This window comes from Pirellulaceae bacterium (assembly GCA_029243025.1).
Lineage (GTDB): Bacteria > Planctomycetota > Planctomycetia > Pirellulales > Pirellulaceae.
This window is the reverse complement of record JAQWSU010000002.1, coordinates 92152-112035: the sequence shown is the minus strand read 5'-3', so window position 1 is coordinate 112035 and position 19884 is coordinate 92152. Positions and strand designations below refer to the sequence as shown.

The window sequence follows — 19884 nt, the reverse complement described above, 5'->3', positions numbered from 1 at the left end:
CTTGGAAGCCTTGTTTACGATGAAACTGATAATTGCCATCATTCAGCCGCATCGCCTGGAATCGGTCAAGGCCGCACTCACCGAGGTGGAAGTTTTTCGTCTCACCGTGATGGACTGTCAAGGCTTTGGTCGGCAAAAAGGCCATGTCGAAGTTTATCGTGGGCATGAGTTCTCAGTAAACTTGGTGCGAAAGGTCCAGTTGCAAATCGCGGTCAACGACGAATTCGTAGAGCCCACGATCGACGCCATTATCAAAGGAGGTCGCTCCGACGATAAAGGCGAAATCGGTGACGGAAAAATCTTTGTCCTTCCACTGGATGATTGCCTACGAATCCGAACAGGCGAGCGCGGCTCCGAAGCGATCTAGCCACCCAATCGCTTCGCTCCATTCACTCAATCTGCCCCAACCTCGGTCGCCCTGCGCGGACCCCACACGCTCTAAATTTCAGGCCTCTCGCACGCGTTACTCACTCCGCCGTCAAGTTAGGCAGGATCATAACCTTCCCCAAAAGGATTTTTCCGCTTGGGCAGCCAATGACACAGGGCGATTCCGCCAAAGTAAAGGCAGGTAAGCGGGCCGGCCATCAACAACATGCTGATCGGATCAGCAGGGGTCAACAACATGGCCACCACGAAGATCACGAGCACAGCGATCCGCCATTTTTCCAGATAGGTTTTGACACTCATCACTCCAATGCGATCGAGCACCAGCATCACGAGAGGTAACTGAAAACTAATCCCAAACCCCAGCGGCAGAAACAACACAAAACTCATCCACTCGCTGATACGCGGATCGGGATCGATCTTCATGAGTTTATTGAAACCGAAAAGAAACTCTAAGACCGGCTCAAAAACAAAGAAGAAGGCCATGGCGGCTCCCGCCAAAAAAAGGCCCAAACTAAAGGGCACCACAAAGTAGACATGATTTTTCTCGTGGGGATACAACCCAGCAGCGACAAACGACCAGACGTGCCAAAACACCCAGGGACTCGAAATCACCGCCCCAGTAATCAGCGCTGCCTTGAGCCAGATCATGAACGGCTCATGAGCACTAAGCGATGTGATGCGAGCATCCAAAGGCTTCCAAATACGAGTCTTGACGAAAACCGAGGTGGGAGGACCAGGTCCGGCCCCGACGACAACCTTACCAGTGATCTGTTCGACCGACTCGTCAATTTCCAGATTGGTTGAATTCAAGCTGTCTAAAATTCGCTCGATTTCAATAGTCTCCCAATACACCTCCTCGTAAACCATTTGGTCTGCCTGCATAAAACTCTGTAAGTCGGCAGGCACATCTTTCCCATACTCGGACTTTAACTCGCTGACAGCCTTTTCAAAGTAGAACTTGTCCAAAGCAGACTTGAGCGGAACTTCGATTTTGCGAACCACGGCCCCTGCAAAGAGCAACCCGATCAAAAAGCCAATCGCGAGTCCAATCAGCGCTCGCACTAAGCAGACCCGGAGTTCTTCCAGGTGCTCACCAAAAGTCATTTTGCTCGGTTCAAAGAGATCTTCGTTTGGCTGTTGGACCATGATTCAACGATATTGCAGAGGGAAACTCGTGGAACGAAGAGTGTTCACATCCCGGAGGGTTGCGGAACGCTCAGTCACGCCAAGGACGAACAGTAGAAGCACAAAGGCCAAGGGGGAGAGCGCTGCGTGCAACCACATCAATGGGTCAGAGGCAGAAATCGCGAACACACGAAGAATCGCATGCGAAAGCGCTTTTTCAGCAAGCCCTATCATACCAAGACCTTTTTTTCACTCAACCCCCGGCAATCACGGCGCGACCGCTCAACGCTCTTGCAATTTCAGGAAGATTCCGAGATGACAGAGCCTATCGAAAGTGTCGCAATCCAACGTAACGCTTGGCGGGCCTGTTTAACGTCCCTATTCCTCCACCTTTTTCGAGTCGGAAGAATCGATGCCCTCGCTCTATCCTCTCCGCTTTAAACCCACATTTCGCCGCTATCTTTGGGGTGGACGGCGACTGGAAACCGTACTGCATAAGCCACTTGGACCTGGTGATGATTATGCAGAAAGCTGGGAAATCGTCGATCATGGCCAAGACCAAAGCATCGTCGCCCACGGCGAACTGGCCGGTTCCACTTTAAACCAAATCGTTACCGATTTCCCCGAACAACTGTTTGGTAAACAGCCCCCCTTTGACTCATTCCCACTCTTATTCAAATTCTTGGATGCCAAACTTGACCTATCTGTTCAAGTTCACCCGAACGACGAACAAGGAAGTCGATTGGATCCGCCCGACCTGGGAAAAACCGAAGCCTGGGTCATCTTGGACTCCGAACCAGAAAGCCAACTGTACGCAGGGCTCAAGCGTGGATTCGATCAGGCAGCCCTCGCACGAGAAGTGGCACGTGGGACAACGGAACTGTGCTTAAACAGCTTTCACCCAGAATCGGGCCAGTGCCTCTTCATTCCCGCCGGCCTCGTCCACGCGATTGGAGCTGGGCTTTTAGTTGCTGAAATTCAACAATCCAGCGACACAACATTTCGGCTGTTCGACTGGAACCGCGTCGATGGCAATGGAGAGCCGCGACAATTACATATCAAGGAATCGCTGGAAACGATCAATTACGATTTCGGTCCTGCTGCGCCCCAAACCCCGCAACCCACCTCTGACCCATCGCGTGAACGACTCGTCCTGTGCGATAAGTTCGTACTCGACCGGCAGACGGGCGACTCTACGACAGAGATCGGAGGTGACCAACGGTTTCACATCCTTGCCGTTCTCAAGGGAAGCCTGAGAGTATCGAATGATCCTGCCCCGTCCGCATTAACCCTCGGGCAAACGATGCTTTTGCCAGCCGCCAGTGGCCGCTGCCAAATTGAACCAACGGAACAGTCGACTTGGCTTGATATTTACTTGCCTTCGGCGAAAGATCTGAGCGTCGAGTGAGAGACGGAAGCTAGATCGTGCCGTTAAAGGTTGCCTATCGAGGTTCACTCGAAATTGCCGCGAAACTTGTTCGATCGCGTGGCTTCCGGGGTCGGGTATAGAAAATCTCTCGGACGGCCACCAACAATTTCAGGCGCCGCATCAATCGAGGCATAGGGGTCATATTGTTCTGCCTGCTGCCTTTGCTGAGCAATCGTCCCCGGATTCCTCCACTTGGGACGCTCGATACGCGGCACCAGAGGCGCTGGCGGCAGGGGCGAGGCGTAGCTCGGCACCGGGATGGCGTTGGCAGGCGGTTGGAGCTGGGGCGGCGCGGACTGAACCGACCCGGGTGCACCACTCCATGCTGGACCTCCCCCATAAGGTTGCGTCGGTCCGACATACGGTTGTGCCGACGGATAGCCTGTGTTCGGAGTCGTTTGGGCACAGCCAGCCGGCAGCAGAAAGCCGACCGCGAGCAGCGTCCCCACACAGAGAGAGGAATGAGTGCCAAACATGATTGCTTCCTTTTACAGACCGTTCCCGGAACAGGAAGGAGCATATCGGCGACCCTCTGGCACGGCTAGTCCGGAATCAGCTTCAACCGCTTGATCCGGGCGATGGCATCGCATTACTCGCTGGCAGTAGGCCTTAAGCTGTCCGACAGCTATCATAGGATGATTCTTGAACCGTCTCTCTGGAAACACCACCTCATGGCCAAGCGTCCAACTCGCCAAACCCCCTCAAAAGGGGCCCCTCGCCTACAAAAAGTGCTGGCAACTGCAGGTTTTGGCAGTCGACGACAGTGCGAAGAACTAATTGTTACCGGTCGAGTTGAAATCGACCGCAAGGTGGTCGACGAGCTTGGCACGCGTGTGGACGACCAAAACCAAGAAATCCGGGTGGACGGCCAACGTGTCTCAATTCCTCGACTGAAATATTTCGCGTTGAACAAACCAACGGGCATCATCTCGACCGCCAAGGACCCCTGGGCCCGGACGCGTGTAATTGACCTGGTCGACGATCCTGATCGGATGTTCACAGTTGGCCGACTCGACAAATCAAGCTCCGGCCTGATCCTGATCACGAACGATGGCGATCTCGCTAATCACCTGGCCCATCCACGATACAGCATTCCCAAAACGTATCGAGTGACGGTGGTCGGCAAGCCCACGGCCGACACGCTACGGAAGCTAAGAGCGGGCATTCATCTTTCCGATGGCAAAGTTCGGGCCCAAGCGGTTCGGATGAAGCGAGCCCACGAGAGCAAGTCCGTCTTGGAAATTGTTTTGACAGAGGGCCGCAACCGAGAAATTCGCAGAATGCTGGCCCAAGTCGGTCATAAAGTCCAGCAACTCACCCGAATTTCCATCGGCAGCCTTCGCCTGGGAGAACTCCCCATCGGGGCCCATCGAGAATTAACGCGAGATGAAGTCCGTCGTCTGAAACAGCTGACAGAGACGCCGGTCAAGTCACCAGCGAAAGCGCGTAAGAAGGCTTCCAGCGAGCCGACGCGTGGTGGCAAATCGTCCAAAAAGGGGCCGAGAGGAGCCATCTCTGGCGGACGGCCACGCAGCAACCGCGGCAAGTCTCGACGAACGGAACGACCTGCAAAAAGAAAATAGCAAAGGCAACGGATGATGCAAACAGACTCCGCCGTTTTCGCCGATCACGCCTCACAACATCGTGTGGCGATCCTTGAGAACTCCCAAATTGCCGCGGACACCTTCCGTTTGCGATTCGGCTGTCCAGCCATCGCAGAGCAAGTCACTCCCGGGCAGTTCCTCATGCTTCGGCTGGCAAATTGGTCAGACCCACTGATCGGTCGCCCTTTGGCGATGTATGACACCCAAACGGGCAAAGACGGCCGGCCCGACTCGGTGGATGTGGTTTATATCGTGGGTGGCAAGATGACGCAACGGCTCGCCCGTTTCCAAGTTGGGGAAGAAATCGATGTCTGGGGCCCCTTGGGAAATGGCTTCCCTCCCCAGATCACGGACCACTTGATCATGGTCGCCGGCGGTATCGGTCAGACACCATTTTTAGCACTCGCCAAGGAGCATCTCGGAGTGCAAGTCTTTGGTCTTTCACCGCGGCAGGTTAGACCGGTGAGTCGAGTTACTCTTTGTTATGGGGCGCGGTCAGAAGCGTTGTTGGCCGGCGTCAACGACTTTCAAGCGGCCGGCGTCGACGTGCAAATCAGCACCGATGACGGCTCAGCAGGGCGTCCTGGATTAGTCACCGACTTGCTCGAGACAATTCTTGACCGCGACGCGACGGAGCACCCTAAGACAAAAGCACGGATCGTGTGTTGTGGGCCGGAACCGATGATGCAAGCGGTGGCCGGCATCGCAGCGCGGAGAAAGGTTCCCGCACAAGTTTCGCTCGAAACCCCAATGGCGTGCGGGATTGGCATTTGCTTCACCTGCGTCGCTCGGGTGAAAGACGCCCACGGGGAGTCCGATTTCCGCCGAACTTGCGTGGAGGGACCTGTGTTCGATGCAGATCGGATTGAGTGGAACTGAGTTGAAGCAGCCCTCAGGTGGCGACGCATGAAGCCGTATCAAAACGTCGCAATCAGCGTGGCATGGCTTACCCGAATCAGGTAGCCTGCTTAGCCTTTGTGATTAGTCGCTGAAGGCGCGACTTGTAACGAGAAGTCGTGTTGGGGTGCAAAATATTGCGGGCTCCCGCACGGTCAAGACCTTTGGCCGCATCCTTATATTCGGCTTCCGCCTTTTCAATCTCGCCGGCCTTAATGGCTTCGCGAACCTTCTTCATCTGAGTTCGAACAGCCGACTTAATCGACCGATTTCGCTCGCGACGAACAAAACTTTGACGTAAACGTTTTTTTGCGCTGGCAGTATTTGGCATAATTCCAGAAGCTCTAACCGGGGGTCGTTCGTCAGCCACTGATCCTCGGGGCTGACCTCCGCTTGAATCGAATCACCCACTATCGCTGATTTGTTTGAGTTTGTCCAGCCGGGGTCTGGCATCCCGATAATCGGGATCCAATTCGATCACCTTTTCCAGATAGCCGGTCGCTGCTTCCAAGTTCTTCAGCGCAGTGGCCAGTACGGCAGCCCGATAGAGCGCCAGTTTTCGAACTTCTGGCTTTGCCGTCTGATCCGTGGAGCTGGATTGGTAACATTTCATTGCGTTTCCATACCGTTTGAGATGCTGAAAACACTCTCCCATCTCCAGAGTGGCCGCAGCCCGCAAATTCGCATCATTGCGAGCCATTTCGAATGCCTTAATCGCTTCTCGAAAATTCCCATCCCGCCTAAGCCGCACACCGAGCTCAGAACGTAATGCCAAGTCATCCGGAAATCGCTCGCAGCGACCGTTGTAAATCAGCAGCTCTTGCCGATTCAATTCGGCTCGAAAACGTCTCACCAAATCATTGGCTTCGGTCGTTTTTTCACTCTCAGCCCGCTGCTCGGCAATGACCACTTGAGACCGAATCATCCGGATTTGGGCCTCTTCCATCCGCTGCTGAATTTGCAGATTTCGACCACCAGAAGCCTCCAACGCCTTCTTCAAAGTTTGATAGGCTTCGCGAAATCGCTGATTTTCCGTGTGGATCTGTGCCAATTGAACATAGTGATCGAGATTTCCCGCGTCCTTTGCCAAGGCTTGCTCAAGGGTTTCAACCGACGGCGTGGAATCCTCGACCGTCTTGGAACTCTTCGCCGGAACAGGCGCCGACTTCGCCGGCGTGTCAGCCGGTTTGCCCGGCTGCTTGGCGGTCGAACTGCTTGCAGCCTCAGGCAACGTGCCGCCCAACTGCTTGGCTAACGTCAATTCCGACATCTTCTTTTTGGCTTCCACATTGCCCTTATCCAATTCCTCAATCCGATGCCAACAGACAATAGCTTGGTCAAATTGCCCCATCCGTGCCAATGACTCAGCACAATGCTTGTTCACCTCGATATCCTTCGAATTGACATCGAGCGCATTCTTGAGATATCGCAATTCCACTTCGTTGTAGTGATTGGCTTTGCAGGCATTGGCCAATCCACGCAAGGCAGTTACGTCCCAGGGATTCGTCTTCAGCAGATCCATCCCCATCCGCAAGACCTCTTCCCAATCTTCGGAAGCAACAGCTTTTTTGAAAACACCTCGACCGCCAAAGCCCTTCAAACGAGCTCCTCGCTTATTGTTTTTATATTTCCGCTGGAGGTTGCTGAGCATCGCCTCCACGTACTCCAGATTGCCCGGATCGTTCAGGACGCACTCTGAAAACATCGTGTGCGCGTAATCATGATCGGCTTTTTCTAGTCTAGCGAGCTCGCTTCCCCGTTCGAAGCACCGCTGCAGGCGTTTACGAATTGCGGGCGAGATCACTTTATTTTCGGCGACCGGCTGTTCAGAGGCCGGTTGATTCGTGGAACGATCCGTTGCCATAATCCAGACTAGCAAATGAAGAAGATTAGAGACCTAGCGAAACGCAGGGCAATATCCCTGATTCTATCACCCATCAAACTGGAAATCCAAGAGCGTTCGCCGAAGTCCTAGCTCGGCAACTCGCAGGCGGGTCTCTCAGGCAATCGAGCCGAGCATGAATTCAAGGGGCATCGTTTACTTTGTGGGGGCTGGCCCAGGAGATCCTGGCCTAATTACGCTACGTGGCTTGGAGCGATTACGACAAGCCGACGTTATTTTATTCGACTACCTGGTAAATCCCGCAATTTTAGAGCATGCAGCAGCCGAGGCGGATCAGATTTGCCTCGGCCGGCACGGACGTTCCACCATTTGGTCGCAAACGGCAATCAATGCTCGCTTGGTCAAGGAAGCGTTGCAAGGTAAAACGGTCGTGCGGCTGAAAGGTGGCGATCCGATGGTTTTCGGGAGAGCGTCCGAAGAGCTAGGCAGCGTGAGCGACGCCGGAATTCCGTTTGAAGTCATTCCTGGTGTCACTGCCGCCCTGGCAGGAGCCAGCTGCGCGGGTCTTCCCATTACCCACCGCGAACATGCCTCGGCCGTTGCCTTCATCACCGGGCAAGAAAATCCGGCAAAAAAACAGAACTCCATCGACTTCCAGGCGCTGGCGCGCTTCCCCGGCACATTAGTCTTCTACATGGGCATCACGACCTCGAGGTATTGGAGTCAACAACTCATCCAGGCCGGAATGTCCGCCAAGACCCCGGTCACCTTGATTCGACGGTGCAGCTGGCCAGACCAACAGACGCTGCGATGCTCACTCCACGAAGTCGCAAATCAGGTAACCCCTTACCAAAAGTTTCCACCTCCTGCGATCGCCATTGTAGGTGACATCAACCATCAACCAACTCAGGATTGGTTTGAAAGCAAACCCCTTTTCGGGCAATCGATCCTAGTGACTCGTCCCCAGGATCAAGCGGCTCAACTGGCAAACGAGCTGCGCGATTTGGGTGCGAATGTGTTACGTCAACCAGCGATTGCGATCAAGGCACCGGACAGCTGGGCCGAAGTCGACCGTGCTATCGACCGACTTTCCGAATACGACTGGATTCTTTTCACAAGTTCGAATGGCGTTCGTCGATTTCTGGATCGCATCTTCGAGCGGGGACAGGACCTGCGACTCCTTGGCACAAACAGGCTCGCCGCCGTGGGGACCCGCACAGCGAACACCCTGCAAGAATATCACCTACAGGTGGATCTCCGCCCCGACAAATCTTTCCGATCGGAAAGCCTCGCTGAGGCGCTCAAGGAAGAAGCCGCTGGAAAGCGATTCCTCCTGCCACGAGCCAGCCGCGGACGAGAACTCCTTGCTGATGAGCTGCGAAAAGAGGGGGCCGAAGTCGACTGCATCACCGTCTACCGCCACGTTGATGTCACCACTGCGGCACCCGAAATAGCAGCCAAAGTATCGGCAAATGAAGTCGATTGGGTCACGGTGACAAGCTCGGCGATCGCCCACTCATTGGTGAGACTCTTCGGGGACGACCTGCATCAAATTAAAATCGCCACAATCAGCTCCCTGACCTCAGCATCCATGAAAGAACTCGGATTTTCCGTCACAGCTGAGGCCGCCGAAGCGACGAACGATGGCATCCTTCAAGCCATCTTGTCCACCCAAGATTAACGCTGGTAAATCGGCAGAAATCCACGCTCGAGCTGCAGAATCGTCAAACTAATCGCAGTGATGTAGATGGGGCCTATATTCCCATTCCAATGACCATCACCCGACTGCTGACCGATGATATGCGTGTTCAACCGATCGCGAAACTTGACCCAATCTTCTCCACCTTCGCGATAAACGACCTGAGCGTAATAGAGGTACGTGTAGTGCCAATGACCGAAATGTTGAGTCCCGCCCGTCAGTCGATAAAGATTCTTTTTGCAATACTTCATCATCGACGGAACGTGCTGACTGTCGTAATCGCCAGCATTGTATAACGCGGCCAGTGCGGCAGCAGTGATCGCTGGCCGAGACGAGCCGCGATTGCGAGAACTGTAGGAAATTCCACCGTCTGGATTCTTGCAGCGGTAAATGTACTTTTTGGCGTTTTCTACCACATCCTTCGGCACCGGAACCCCCGCATTACGACAGCCGCGCAAGCCCTGCACCTGAGTGATCGTGGTCGATCCTTCATCGAAGTCGTTTCCATCCGCGGCGCTAATATAGCCCCATCCACCAGATTTTGTCTGAGCACGCCCGCTGAACTCGACCGCCTTGCGGAGGATATCGATCAACTCAGAGCGACGATCTTGGTCTTCCTCCTCACCGAGCACCTGCGACAAAAAAAGCATGGAGAAGCCATGTCCGTAGGTGTAGCGATTGTCACGCTGCGGATCTCCGATTAGACCATTGTCGCGAACTTTGCCAATCAAAAAATCCACCGCCCGCCGAATGTTACGGGCATACGGCCCCTGAGTCGTTGTGGAACCAGAGCAGAGGAGGGCAGTGCCCGCCAAGGCAGTCATGGCGGTGGGGTAAGTCTGAGCCGTCCAGTGGCCCAACTTCGACTGACTTTTAGCCACCCAGTCTAATCCACGATTAATCGATCGCTCGACCTTGGCGTCCAGCCGAGCCGCCCGTAATGGAGTCGCTGTCCCGCCGGCAAGCGCAGCGGCACTCACACCACCCATCAGACGTAAGACGCCCCGTCGAGTGAATTGCGAAGGATTCGACATTCAACTACCTCCCCAAATTGCTGACTTCCTGTTCCAGACCGCCACGCTGCTGTAGCGGGTCAAAGATGCCCCACCCAGCTTGCGAGCGCCCTTCTCCTTGAGTTTAACTCCCCGTCTAGAAAAGCACCAATGTCGATTCATTTCCGCCGGTCGATAATACTGTAGGGCATTCCGAAGGTTAGCAAATTCGAGACAGGATTAAAAAACCATGAAAATTCGCTGGGGAATTATCGGCTGCGGGGATATCGCCCACAAACGGGTGGCCGATGCGATTCGACAACAGCCAGAGAGTCGACTCTTGGCTGCCTGCCGCAGAAACCAAGAAAAACTATCTAGTTTCTGCCAGAAATATGAGATTCCGAGAAGCTATTCGGAGGCTAATCAGTTACTCAGCGATCCAGACATCGATGCGGTCTACCTGGCAACTCCGGTCAATCTACATTGCCCTCACGCGGTTGCCGCTGCCCAGCAAGGCAAGCATGTCCTGGTGGAAAAACCGATGGCCATGTCGGTGGCTGAGTGCGAGCAAATGGTGGAAGCAGCACGGCAGGAAGGAGTCACCTTAGGGGTTGCCTACTACCGGCGATGCTACCCGTCCGTTTCGCGGGTCAGTCAGATCATTCAAGCCGGCGAAATCGGCCGCCCGTTCGCCATCTCAGCGGTCGTCAGCAACGGCTTTGGACGCTCGCCCAATTCCACTGATGGCTGGCGTGGCGACCCGAAGATTGGCGGTGGCGGGGCGCTCATGGATGTCGGTAGCCATCGAATCGATCTCTTTGTCAAGCTGTTCGGTGCTGCACGCAGCGTCAAATCTTGCTTCACGCGACTCGATGCCGGCTACGATGCCGAAAACTCAATTTCGCTGATTTGCCTGTTCGAAAATGGGGTTCAGGCCACTCTTCAGTCCTTTTTTGGTCCTCAACCTTCCGTCGACCAGTTTCGAATTGTTGGCTTTGACGGCCAGATCGACATCGAGAATTTAAATCAGGAACAGGTCCGCATCACCACCCGCGACGGCACAAGAGTAGAATCTCACGCTCCGGCCAAAAATCTTCACAGCCCGCTCATCGATGACTTTGTCGAGGCGATCCGAGATCATCGACGGCCAGTCTGTTGCGGGATCGAAGGAATGCAGACCAACCAGATCATGGCCCAGGCTTACAAGGATGGAAACCGCTAGTCCCGGCCAAAAGTGACCGTTTTGCGATATCGCTAAGCTAGTCAAAATCCTTCAGGGTCGACCAACTCAGAAAGCCGAGCCCAATGGCACAAATAACGAACAGAATGTCCGTAGTGATACTGGCCTTCTTGAATGGAAACCCCAAAATGAGGTCAAGCAAGAAAAGAATGAGCAGCAGCACGGCGATCACCATGCCTCCAATTGTCATCCCCTTGCCCATTCTCTGTGTCCTTAAAGGTGCGAGTCCAACCACGAACTAATCCCCGTAGCCTCTGATTATGCCATTATAGATTGGCATGTTTTCAATGTCATCTTTCCCTGTCTCGGTAAATAGGAGAAGCAACATACCACAGGGTGTCAGGGTCGATCTAGTCGCTTCTTTCGTTTAAATCGACACAATCCACGACCAGATTAAGTGAAGCAGGATATTCCCAGGTGTCGATTTTGAGACGCAATCGAACAAAGACGCGCGGACGCCAAGAATTTTTTACGTCGAACGGGTAACAACATGATGACTAATTGTTGGGAGAATTTCCGGGCCCAGATGCCTGTCGCTCAAAACTGGGCCTATCTGGACCACGCGGCTGTCGCCCCGTTGCCTCTGCCTACCGTCAAGGCCATTCGCAACTGGTGCGATCAGGCGTTGAACGATGGGGCGACTGACTGGACAGCATGGTACCGTCGAGCGGAACAAGTCAGGGCATTCGCGAGCCAAATTATTAATGCGAGCCCTGCCGAAATCTCGCTTATACCAAGTACAACAGCTGGCATTAATCTGGTTACGGAGGGCTTTCCGTGGCAACCGGGCGATAACGTTGTCACGCTGGACAGCGAGTTTCCATCGAACCGCTATCCCTGGCTGAACTTGGCCCATCGTGGCGTCGAAACGCGGGTAGTTCCCACCGATCAGGGGCGCGTGGACCTGAATCGGATCGCTGAACATTGCGATCAACGCACGCGAATCGTCTCGCTCAGTTGGATTGGCTATTCGAGCGGTTGGCGAATTGATTTAGCGGCAGCTGCCACCATGGCTCATGATCAAAACAGCTTGTTATTTGTCGATGCAATTCAAGGATTAGGAGTCTTTCCGATTGACGTAAAAACGACCCAGATCGACTTTCTCGCCGCTGACGGACATAAATGGTTGCTGGGACCCGAAGGAGCTGGCATTTTTTTCACTCGCATCGAACACCTGGACTTGCTCCGTCCCACTGGCGTCGGCTGGCATAGCGTAAAAAACGCGTTCGAATTCAGTCATGATCAATTTGAAATGCGGGCGGATGCGGCACGCTACGAAGGCGGATCGCGAAACATGACTGGTTTTCTTGGCTTGGCAGCCAGCTTGGAACTGTTGACCGAACAGGGACTTCGGTCCGATGTTTCGCCGCTGGCAGAGCGAATCCTCGCCATCGCAGAGCGAGCTTCCACCCGACTCGCAGCCTGCGGTGCCCGGGTCTTTCCTCGACCGCCGATCGACCATCAATCCGGAATCGTGACTTTTGAAGTCCCAGAAGTCGAGCCTCTGCAGGTGCGGCGAGCCTGTCTGGACGATAAGATCGCTGTTAGCTGCCGCGGTGGCGGTGTACGTATCAGCCCTCACGCCTACAACAGCGATGAGGACATCGACCGAATGATCAGCACGATCCAGAAAATGATCATCCCTTCGAGGGGCCAAAACAATGACTGATCCCCATCAACGACGAGCCGTCTATACCGGATCGTTTGACCCGATCACGCTTGGTCACGTCAATGTCATCGAACGGAGCAGTCGACTCGTCGATCGATTGGTGATCGGGGTTGGTGTCAACGTAGAAAAAGCCGCGATGTTTTCCCCACAAGAGCGAGTCGCATTGATTCGCCAAGTGACCGCTCATCTATCGAATGTCGAAGTACGAACCTTCAGTGGGTTGGCCGTCTCTTTTGTGCAGGAGTGCCATGCGAGCGTGATGGTACGAGGCATCAGACCCCTCACTGACATCGCGGCAGAATTCACGATGATGCTCGCCAACCGCGAGTTGAACTCTGAAATTGAAACGGTCTTCCTGATGGCGGATCAAAACCTGGCTCACGTGTCGAGTTCGCTAATCAAGCAAATCACGCCGCTGGCAGACGATTCTAAGCTGGCCAAGTTCGTGCCGGTTGAAATCATACCCGCACTCAGAGCGAAGCTGAGCCCCCAGAAGTAAGTCGTCAATTCGTCGCCACCACTTAGTTATTCTCGGACTCGTCGGCGTTCTTCAACAAATGGCGTTGCAGATAGAGTGCACGCTCGATATTGCGATCGGCTGTACCAAGTTCGATACCACGAATCTTCTGCAAATGGGCCGGTTGCGTGTGGATGAACAGTTGGTTAATCGTTGGAATCTCAACATCTTGGATCAAGCCAAGATTAACGCCCATGCGGACACTCGACAACAAGTGCATCGTTTCTTCGCTGCTAATGGTTTGAGCCGTACAGAGGATCCCATAAGCTCGACTAACTCGATCGTGGAGATCTTTTTGGCTCTCTCGCACCAAATATTCCCGAGCACGACGTTCGTAGTCGATCAAAACGGGGACCACATCGCCAACCTGTCGAATGAGCTCTTGTTCGTCGCGGCCCAGCGTGATTTGATTGCTTATCTGATAAAAATCTCCCATCGCTTGCGACCCTTCACCATAGAGTCCGCGGACAGCCAGACTTATTTTTTGCAGACTGCGAAAGACCTTGTCAATTTGCCGAGTGATCACGAGTGCGGGAAGATGCAACATGACGCTGACACGCATACCGGTACCGACGTTCGTCGGACAGGCGGTCAGGTATCCCAACTGATCATGAAATGCGTAGTTAAGCTGAGACTCGATCAGATCATCAATTTCGTTAATTTGCGCCCAGGTGCTCTCCAGATCCAAGCCACTCTTCATCAGCTGGATTCTTAGATGATCTTCCTCGTTGATCATTAGGCTGTGTTGTTCTTCCGCATCGATCGCAACGGCTCGTGCGCCGGCAGATTCAGCAAGCTCACGACTGATCAATTGGCGTTCGACCAGGAATTGTCGGTCGACAGATTCCATGTCGGCCACGTCCAAAAAGATCAACCCGGACAGGTCGCTACAACGTTCCAGCCGGTCGCGAACCGTCGACTCAATCGCCGCCCGATCATGGTCCGTGCAACGCCGCACAAAAGGAAAGTCGGCAAGGTTTCGAGCAAGTCGAATTCGACTGCTGATGACAATATCCGACTCGGGTCCCGAGCCGCGCAGCCACTGCCCGCATTGGCCAGCAAGTCGGTGAATCGTGCGATGCAGTTCCATAAATTCCATCCGTTGGGTCCGTGTAAATTACGGTCGCTTTCCAGTCTCCGCCATCTCTTCAATTCGCTGAATTTCGTCGCGCAATTCCGACGCGCGCTCGTACTTTTCTTCCTCAATGGCGTCTTTCAACTCGCGTCGAAGCCGGATTAGATCGGTCTGCCAGTCAGATCCGCCGGAAGCTCGCTTGGGACGCTTTCCCGCGTGCTGGGTAGAACCGTGAATATTAACGATCAAAGGTTCAAGTTCAGAGGCAAAGTTAATGTAATCGTGCGGACAGCCCAATCGGCCTTCGTTACGAAACTCAAAAAAGGTGATTCCGCAAACGGGACAGGCTTGTTGATCAAGACGAGCCAGATCCTCCGCCGTCTGGCCAATCTTCAGCTGCTGAGCCAAGGCTCCCGCGAGACTCGTGGAAGGCACATCGGCCTCGCTGTCACCGGGGGCCAAATGCTGACGCGCGTGATCCTCGCACAGGTGCAACTCTTGCATCTCTGGACCCGTGAGTTCCGTGATATGAAAGGTTGCAGGTTTCTCGCAGAATTTACACTTCATCGATTCACCCGGGTTTGTCCACCGAAAATGCAGGTTCGGCGGTAAGGAAGCTGACTCATATGGCCCAAAGATAGGTGCAACACCGTATTGCGCCACGACTTACAACGGCCCGATGGATTCTAACAGCGGCCCCAAACCTGTCAAGGTTGATGGCGCCAACCGATGGATAATCCAAATGGCACTTTAAACAATTCAAATGCTAAGATCACGATCCCGCCTCATTCTATACCTGTTTTCGTTGCAACAACGGACATTGTTGGCGAGCCGACCCGTTGTTAAGCTGACCCGATGACGCATACACCCGAATTCGACACATTTGCGAAGCTTGCTGCAAAAAACCACCGTGTCCCGGTCTATCGACGGCTGCTTTGCGACTCCCTGACCCCCGTTTCCGCCTTCCATAAAATCGACTCTGGGGGGGCCGCTTGCCTGTTCGAAAGCGTGATCGGCGGCGAAAAAGTGGGCCGATTCAGCTTTCTCGCGGTGGATCCGTTCCGGGAACTGTCGGCATTTCGCAAGCACATCATCATTCAATCGAGCGACCAAGTCGAACAATACGACTGCGACGATCCGCTCGATGAGCTGCACCGTCAGCTTTCCAATGTCCAAGTCGCTTCAGTCCCCGGCTTAGCCCACCTGCCGTTCGTCGCGGGAGCCGTCGGTTACACCGCATACGACATGATCCGGTATACCGAAAATCTGCCGGACGCCCCCGAAGATGATCGGGAACTTCCGGATCTTGCCTTCGCCTTCTACGATCAACTGATTGTCTTTGACAATGTCACGAAAACAATGCTCGTGATCGTGCTTGCTAACACAGAGGGCGACATAGACGCCAGCACCGTTTATCGTCGCGCCCAAGAGAAACTCGATCAAACGATCGAACGACTGGCGAATCCCGATTCGGAACTCGATCTTCACGATATCGATTCGTCTGGAAAGTTACAGCTATCGTTCCAATCCAACTTTGAAAAGCAACGATTCGAAGATGCTGTCCGATCCTGTGTTGAATACATTCGAGCCGGTGACATTTTCCAGGTCGTCATCAGCCAAAGACTGCAAGTGGAAATCTCTGCAGATCCCTTCGACATCTATCGAACATTGCGGGTTGTCAATCCAAGCCCATTTATGTTCTTTCTGAGAACGAATGACGCAACACTCGTTGGTAGTTCACCGGAAATAATGTGTCGTGTCATGGAAAACAAGGTCACCGTTCGCCCGCTGGCGGGCACCCGGCGACGGGGTCAAACGGATCAGGAAGATCAACAATTGGCGGATGAACTACTCGCCGATCCCAAAGAACGAGCCGAACATGTGATGCTCGTCGATCTTGGCCGTAACGACGTCGGACGTGTCGCCAAATATCGTTCAGTCGAACTAAGCGATGTGATGACAATCGAGCGTTACAGCCACGTCATGCACATCACCTCGAATGTGACTGGCGAGCTGGCGGAAGATCAAAACGCGTTTGATGCACTTCGGGCCTGTGTGCCTGCTGGAACCGTTTCCGGAGCACCCAAAGTACGTGCCATGGAGATAATTGACGAGCTGGAACCCCATCGTCGAGGTCCTTACGCCGGCGCCGTCGGCTATATCGATTACGGCGGAAACATGGATACCTGCATCGCCTTGCGAACGATGGTGGTGCAAGGGCAAACGGCTTACGTCCAAGCCGGTGCGGGTGTCGTTGCCGACAGCGTTCCAGAACTGGAATACCAGGAAACGCTAAACAAAGCCAAGGGATTACTCAAAGCGATTGAAATCACGGAACAACGAACTTCCGCCTCCCAACAAATCAAACCCCAATAACGCCAAGTCTCAATAACTCCAGCAGAGAAAAAGAGTTAGCGATCCCATCCGCACGCTTTCCCACCCGGCATTTCCCCCAACTCGACGAAAAGCAGTACGATAGGTGGAGGCCTACCACGATTCCGACAGGAGCTCCCTATGTTTCGTTTCTGCCGTCTCCCCCTCGCCATTGCGTTTTGTTGTCTCACAATCGGTGCGTCACCCACACGGGTTGAGGCCAACGAACCCGGCGCCCTCCGACGCGGTTGGGGCCGATTCTGGGGCCACGTCGAATCACTGGAAACGAGTTGGAAAGATTGCTGCCGCAATTGCACACTTCGTTGGTACGGCCCGCAAACCCAGCCCGACTACGGGCTGCAAATGCTCGAAGATACGACGCTGCCGCAAGCGTCTTCCTCACTTGTGGTCTTCGTCCACGGCTACAATTCGCGGCCAGAAGATTTGACCGTTTTGGTGGAACAAGCCCAAAAAGCCGGACACCGTTGCGCCACGTTTCGCTATCCCAATGACCAGGCACTTGCTGACTCGGCTCAACTCCTATCCAAGGTGTTGAGCGAACAGGATCAGGAGATTTCAGTCGTCACTCATTCGATGGGCGGCTTAATCGCCCGCGAAACAATTGAAAATCCTCGATTGGATCCAGGGAATGTTCGTCGTTTGGTTATGATCGCCCCGCCCAACCACGGATCGCAACTCGCTCGAATCGCCTATTCGATGGATCTGATTGAATACATCACCTGCGATCGTCGTCGCGAAGAAGCCGGTTTCATCTATGGATCGATTGTTGACGGTCTGGCGGAAGCTACAGATGACATGACACCAGATTCGAATTTCCTTCGACAGCTTAATGCGCGGCCCAGAAACACAAAGGTGCGGTACAGCATCTTCCTGGGCTCTGATGCGCCCTTAGACCAGAACACGCTGAAGAGAACCCGACAGTGCCTCGCCCACGTCAGTGCACACTGTTCTTGGATTCGAGAGATGAAGAGTCAGCTCAAGTCCAATCTTCCCGAACTTGACGAACTGGTAGCGGGTCGAGGAGACGGCATCGTATCCGTGAGACGAGGACGCTTGGAGGGAGTGGACGATCTGTTCATCGGAGGTTTCGATCACAACAGCGTCCTGAGCTCGACACCAACAAGCAACGCGATCAAAGCACGTGACCAAATCATTGCGAAATTGAGCGAGTAAACGAGGGCCTATCTGGCTGCCCTATCAACAGTCGTCAGATCCACAACAGTTGTCTGGCAATTCGGTCTGATTAAAATCGGGCCCCTTGGTTTCCGACGGACGCCGCAGTTGATCTTGTCGGCAATCAAACGGCTGGGGCTCAAAAACAGCCACCCGCGGCGGCACGGGCACGATTTGCTCCGCGTAAGGCTCACGCACGTAGATGTCGAACGTTTTCTTGCAGACAGCAATCGGCTCACCCCGTCTCAGCGTGTGCCCATCATCGTCAACCACTTGCTTCCAGGGCCCCTTGTAAATCACCGCTTGTCGATGATCCATACAGGGTCCTTCTTTTCCTTTAAAGGCACGAACCGTGATACTTCGAAATTCAATTCCTTCGACCGTTGCCCAAGGTTCGTCGGGCCGGTCCACGAGCTCGATTCCATAAAAACCAGCCTCTGCAAACGCTTTCAAAAAGTCAACTTCCACGAAGGCACCGCTGATGCATCCACTCCACAAGGAAGCGTCCTGTTGCAATCGCTCAGGAACAGCTTCATCGCAGACAATATCACTGATGACTGCCCGCCCACCGTCTCGTAAGACTCGATAAATCTCCGCAAACAATTGGGCACGAGTTTCCAAGTCGACGAGGTTCAAGACGCAATTTGAAATCACAACATCGACCGAGTCGCTCGGAATCATTGGCGATGCTTTGCACAGTTGCTGGACACGATTCTGCGTCTTCAGCCAATCCGCCGCAGTTTGCACCGGCTCATCCGCCAAGATCGCATCGAAACGATCCAGATCGAGCGAAAGATCTTGAATCCGGCCTTTGAAGAATTCGACATTGTGGTAACCAATCCGATCTCCAATTTCTTGCTGAAATTTTTTGGCGAGACATAACATGTCATCGTTCATGTCAACGCCCAACACTTTCCCCTCGGGACCCACCACCTGCGAAGCGATATAACAGATCTTGCCCCCCCCCGATCCAAGATCCAAAACGGTCTCACCCGGATTGAGCCAACGCGAGGGATCACCACAACCATAATCGCGTTCAATCAGTTCCTCGGGAAGAACCTTCAAATACTTGGGGTCATATTTGACCGGGCAGCACAACGATGGCTCGGTAGAACGCGACGCGGAGGAATATCGTTCAATCACTGCATGTTCGACGTCCAGCGATACCATTTCCTCGGCTGTCGCCGAAACTAAATCGTCTCTCATGCTTGACTCCTTTTTATCCTTCCAACCTCAAAGCGCAAACGATTGCCAACCAGTAAAACCAACCAGTAAAACCAACCGGTAAAACCAACCGGTAAAACCCTGCAATCAGATTTACGAGCCCTCCATCATTCATCGCCGCTCCACGCCACGCCCTATTGTTCCATTCACCGTAATTTCGCACAATGTCGAACCGGGAGTCGGTTCGCGAGAGATCGTGCCCAACACCGCTTCAGGATTGAGATTCGCCAGCCCATTCATGGAAAGCAATTTAATTCAATGATTCACGTGATTGCAACTATCGAGTTGCTCGAGGGCCAGCGAGACGCCTTCCTGAACGAGTTTCAAAAATTGATTCCAGAAGTCCAGAGCGAAGCAGGGTGTATCGAGTACGGAGCCACGATTGATGTAGAAACCAACATCGCCGCACAACCCGAACCGCGCACGAACGTCGTGATCATCGTCGAAAAGTGGGATAGCCTCGCTGCCCTCGAAGCTCATCTTGTTGCCCCTCACATGCTGGCCTATCGCCCACGAGTCAAAGCGATGATTCAATCGGCCAAACTCCAGATCCTTCAACCCGCCTGATCGAACGGTCAGCGTCCGTTCCGCAGCAGCCTGCGAAACACCGCACCTC

Annotated in this window: 20 protein-coding genes; 11 read left to right on the top strand and 9 right to left on the bottom strand. The window is 53.9% G+C overall.

The genetic code is table 11. The features are described 5' to 3' along the window. Positions 1 to 19: 19 nt before the first annotated feature. Complete coding sequence (locus P8N76_00600) at positions 20 to 367, top strand: P-II family nitrogen regulator (protein ID MDG2380148.1); 348 nt, start codon at positions 20 to 22, stop codon at positions 365 to 367. Between the two features lie 116 nt (positions 368 to 483). Here P8N76_00600 and tatC read toward each other — a convergent pair whose 3' ends face one another. Then, the gene (gene tatC, locus P8N76_00595; GenBank protein ID MDG2380147.1) at positions 484 to 1533 is read right to left on the bottom strand and encodes a twin-arginine translocase subunit TatC; all 1050 of its coding nucleotides are present in this window, start codon (positions 1531 to 1533) and stop codon (positions 484 to 486) included. A 391-nt stretch (positions 1534 to 1924) separates the two neighbouring features. Between tatC and P8N76_00590 the strand changes: the two genes are divergently transcribed. Further along, positions 1925 to 2920, top strand: coding sequence for a class I mannose-6-phosphate isomerase (locus P8N76_00590; GenBank protein MDG2380146.1), 996 nt, complete (start codon positions 1925 to 1927; stop codon positions 2918 to 2920). A 44-nt stretch (positions 2921 to 2964) separates the two neighbouring features. Here the strand turns inward: P8N76_00590 and P8N76_00585 are convergent, their stop codons facing one another. Further along, a complete protein-coding gene (locus tag P8N76_00585; GenBank protein ID MDG2380145.1) occupies positions 2965 to 3417 on the bottom strand; it encodes a hypothetical protein in 453 nt (150 codons plus the stop codon). Between the two features lie 195 nt (positions 3418 to 3612). Here P8N76_00585 and P8N76_00580 point away from each other — a divergent pair, with 195 nt between their 5' ends. Together P8N76_00580 and P8N76_00575 are read left to right on the top strand one after the other, a co-directional pair. Then, positions 3613 to 4524: a pseudouridine synthase gene (locus P8N76_00580; protein MDG2380144.1), complete on the top strand. Its 912-nt coding sequence runs from the start codon at positions 3613 to 3615 to the stop codon at positions 4522 to 4524. 12 nt (positions 4525 to 4536) lie between these two features. Then, positions 4537 to 5424 carry a dihydroorotate dehydrogenase electron transfer subunit gene (locus tag P8N76_00575; protein MDG2380143.1) on the top strand — a complete coding sequence of 296 codons (888 nt, stop codon included), beginning with the start codon at positions 4537 to 4539 and terminating at the stop codon, positions 5422 to 5424. Between the two features lie 76 nt (positions 5425 to 5500). Here P8N76_00575 and rpsT read toward each other — a convergent pair whose 3' ends face one another. Both rpsT and P8N76_00565 read right to left on the bottom strand, forming a co-directional pair. Beyond that, positions 5501 to 5773 carry a 30S ribosomal protein S20 gene (gene rpsT, locus P8N76_00570; protein ID MDG2380142.1) on the bottom strand — a complete coding sequence of 91 codons (273 nt, stop codon included), beginning with the start codon at positions 5771 to 5773 and terminating at the stop codon, positions 5501 to 5503. Positions 5774 to 5845: 72 nt separating this feature from the next. Next, positions 5846 to 7147: a hypothetical protein gene (locus tag P8N76_00565; protein ID MDG2380141.1), complete on the bottom strand. Its 1302-nt coding sequence runs from the start codon at positions 7145 to 7147 to the stop codon at positions 5846 to 5848. A gap of 313 nt (positions 7148 to 7460) precedes the next feature. Between P8N76_00565 and cobA the strand changes: the two genes are divergently transcribed. Next, positions 7461 to 8966, top strand: coding sequence for a uroporphyrinogen-III C-methyltransferase (gene cobA, locus P8N76_00560; protein MDG2380140.1), 1506 nt, complete (start codon positions 7461 to 7463; stop codon positions 8964 to 8966). On the opposite strand, the gene P8N76_00555 is transcribed toward cobA, so the two are convergent. Then, positions 8963 to 9973 (bottom strand): terpene cyclase/mutase family protein, encoded by a 1011-nt coding sequence (locus P8N76_00555; GenBank protein ID MDG2380139.1) that lies wholly within the window; start codon positions 9971 to 9973, stop codon positions 8963 to 8965. The genes cobA and P8N76_00555 overlap by 4 nt on opposite strands. Before the next feature lie 253 nt (positions 9974 to 10226). Between P8N76_00555 and P8N76_00550 the strand changes: the two genes are divergently transcribed. After that, the gene (locus P8N76_00550) at positions 10227 to 11198 is read left to right on the top strand and encodes a Gfo/Idh/MocA family oxidoreductase (GenBank protein MDG2380138.1); all 972 of its coding nucleotides are present in this window, start codon (positions 10227 to 10229) and stop codon (positions 11196 to 11198) included. 37 nt (positions 11199 to 11235) lie between these two features. Here P8N76_00550 and P8N76_00545 read toward each other — a convergent pair whose 3' ends face one another. Beyond that, complete coding sequence (locus P8N76_00545) at positions 11236 to 11418, bottom strand: hypothetical protein (protein ID MDG2380137.1); 183 nt, start codon at positions 11416 to 11418, stop codon at positions 11236 to 11238. 288 nt (positions 11419 to 11706) lie between these two features. Between P8N76_00545 and P8N76_00540 the strand changes: the two genes are divergently transcribed. Continuing rightward, positions 11707 to 12885 (top strand): aminotransferase class V-fold PLP-dependent enzyme, encoded by a 1179-nt coding sequence (locus P8N76_00540; protein MDG2380136.1) that lies wholly within the window; start codon positions 11707 to 11709, stop codon positions 12883 to 12885. Continuing rightward, entirely contained in the window at positions 12878 to 13384 is a 507-nt protein-coding gene (gene coaD / locus P8N76_00535) for a pantetheine-phosphate adenylyltransferase (protein MDG2380135.1), read from the top strand. The genes P8N76_00540 and coaD overlap by 8 nt, the downstream gene beginning before the upstream one ends. A gap of 22 nt (positions 13385 to 13406) precedes the next feature. Here the strand turns inward: coaD and P8N76_00530 are convergent, their stop codons facing one another. Together P8N76_00530 and P8N76_00525 are read right to left on the bottom strand one after the other, a co-directional pair. Continuing rightward, entirely contained in the window at positions 13407 to 14492 is a 1086-nt protein-coding gene (locus P8N76_00530; GenBank protein ID MDG2380134.1) for a protein arginine kinase, read from the bottom strand. A 27-nt stretch (positions 14493 to 14519) separates the two neighbouring features. Further along, entirely contained in the window at positions 14520 to 15044 is a 525-nt protein-coding gene (locus tag P8N76_00525) for a UvrB/UvrC motif-containing protein (protein MDG2380133.1), read from the bottom strand. A 288-nt stretch (positions 15045 to 15332) separates the two neighbouring features. Between P8N76_00525 and trpE the strand changes: the two genes are divergently transcribed. Together trpE and P8N76_00515 are read left to right on the top strand one after the other, a co-directional pair. Beyond that, complete coding sequence (trpE, locus tag P8N76_00520; protein MDG2380132.1) at positions 15333 to 16853, top strand: anthranilate synthase component I; 1521 nt, start codon at positions 15333 to 15335, stop codon at positions 16851 to 16853. 138 nt (positions 16854 to 16991) lie between these two features. Beyond that, positions 16992 to 18044, top strand: a complete 1053-nt coding sequence (locus tag P8N76_00515) for an alpha/beta hydrolase (GenBank protein MDG2380131.1) — start codon at positions 16992 to 16994, stop codon at positions 18042 to 18044. Positions 18045 to 18068: 24 nt separating this feature from the next. On the opposite strand, the gene P8N76_00510 is transcribed toward P8N76_00515, so the two are convergent. Continuing rightward, positions 18069 to 19250, bottom strand: a complete 1182-nt coding sequence (locus tag P8N76_00510; GenBank protein MDG2380130.1) for a methyltransferase domain-containing protein — start codon at positions 19248 to 19250, stop codon at positions 18069 to 18071. A gap of 276 nt (positions 19251 to 19526) precedes the next feature. Here P8N76_00510 and P8N76_00505 point away from each other — a divergent pair, with 276 nt between their 5' ends. Next, positions 19527 to 19835, top strand: coding sequence for a putative quinol monooxygenase (locus tag P8N76_00505; GenBank protein MDG2380129.1), 309 nt, complete (start codon positions 19527 to 19529; stop codon positions 19833 to 19835). Positions 19836 to 19884 lie beyond the last annotated feature (49 nt).

Excerpts from the sequence above, each read along its gene's own strand:
- P8N76_00580 (MDG2380144.1), top strand. The coding sequence starts at position 3,613 with ATGGCCAAGCGTCCAACTCGCCAAACCCCCTCAAAAGGGGCCCCTCGC.
- P8N76_00575 (MDG2380143.1), top strand. The coding sequence starts at position 4,537 with ATGATGCAAACAGACTCCGCCGTTTTCGCCGATCACGCCTCACAACAT.
- P8N76_00510 (MDG2380130.1), bottom strand. The coding sequence starts at position 19,250 with ATGAGAGACGATTTAGTTTCGGCGACAGCCGAGGAAATGGTATCGCTG.
- rpsT (MDG2380142.1), bottom strand. The coding sequence starts at position 5,773 with ATGCCAAATACTGCCAGCGCAAAAAAACGTTTACGTCAAAGTTTTGTT.
- tatC (MDG2380147.1), bottom strand. The coding sequence starts at position 1,533 with ATGGTCCAACAGCCAAACGAAGATCTCTTTGAACCGAGCAAAATGACT.
- P8N76_00515 (MDG2380131.1), top strand. The coding sequence starts at position 16,992 with ATGTTTCGTTTCTGCCGTCTCCCCCTCGCCATTGCGTTTTGTTGTCTC.
- trpE (MDG2380132.1), top strand. The coding sequence starts at position 15,333 with ATGACGCATACACCCGAATTCGACACATTTGCGAAGCTTGCTGCAAAA.
- P8N76_00540 (MDG2380136.1), top strand. The coding sequence starts at position 11,707 with ATGATGACTAATTGTTGGGAGAATTTCCGGGCCCAGATGCCTGTCGCT.
- P8N76_00525 (MDG2380133.1), bottom strand. The coding sequence starts at position 15,044 with ATGAAGTGTAAATTCTGCGAGAAACCTGCAACCTTTCATATCACGGAA.
- P8N76_00565 (MDG2380141.1), bottom strand. The coding sequence starts at position 7,147 with ATGTTTTCAGAGTGCGTCCTGAACGATCCGGGCAATCTGGAGTACGTG.
- cobA (MDG2380140.1), top strand. The coding sequence starts at position 7,461 with ATGAATTCAAGGGGCATCGTTTACTTTGTGGGGGCTGGCCCAGGAGAT.
- P8N76_00550 (MDG2380138.1), top strand. The coding sequence starts at position 10,227 with ATGAAAATTCGCTGGGGAATTATCGGCTGCGGGGATATCGCCCACAAA.
- P8N76_00590 (MDG2380146.1), top strand. The coding sequence starts at position 1,925 with ATGCCCTCGCTCTATCCTCTCCGCTTTAAACCCACATTTCGCCGCTAT.
- P8N76_00600 (MDG2380148.1), top strand. The coding sequence starts at position 20 with ATGAAACTGATAATTGCCATCATTCAGCCGCATCGCCTGGAATCGGTC.
- P8N76_00505 (MDG2380129.1), top strand. The coding sequence starts at position 19,527 with ATGATTCACGTGATTGCAACTATCGAGTTGCTCGAGGGCCAGCGAGAC.
- P8N76_00555 (MDG2380139.1), bottom strand. The coding sequence starts at position 9,973 with ATGGGTGGTGTGAGTGCCGCTGCGCTTGCCGGCGGGACAGCGACTCCA.
- P8N76_00530 (MDG2380134.1), bottom strand. The coding sequence starts at position 14,492 with ATGGAACTGCATCGCACGATTCACCGACTTGCTGGCCAATGCGGGCAG.
- coaD (MDG2380135.1), top strand. The coding sequence starts at position 12,878 with ATGACTGATCCCCATCAACGACGAGCCGTCTATACCGGATCGTTTGAC.
- P8N76_00545 (MDG2380137.1), bottom strand. The coding sequence starts at position 11,418 with ATGGGCAAGGGGATGACAATTGGAGGCATGGTGATCGCCGTGCTGCTG.
- P8N76_00585 (MDG2380145.1), bottom strand. The coding sequence starts at position 3,417 with ATGTTTGGCACTCATTCCTCTCTCTGTGTGGGGACGCTGCTCGCGGTC.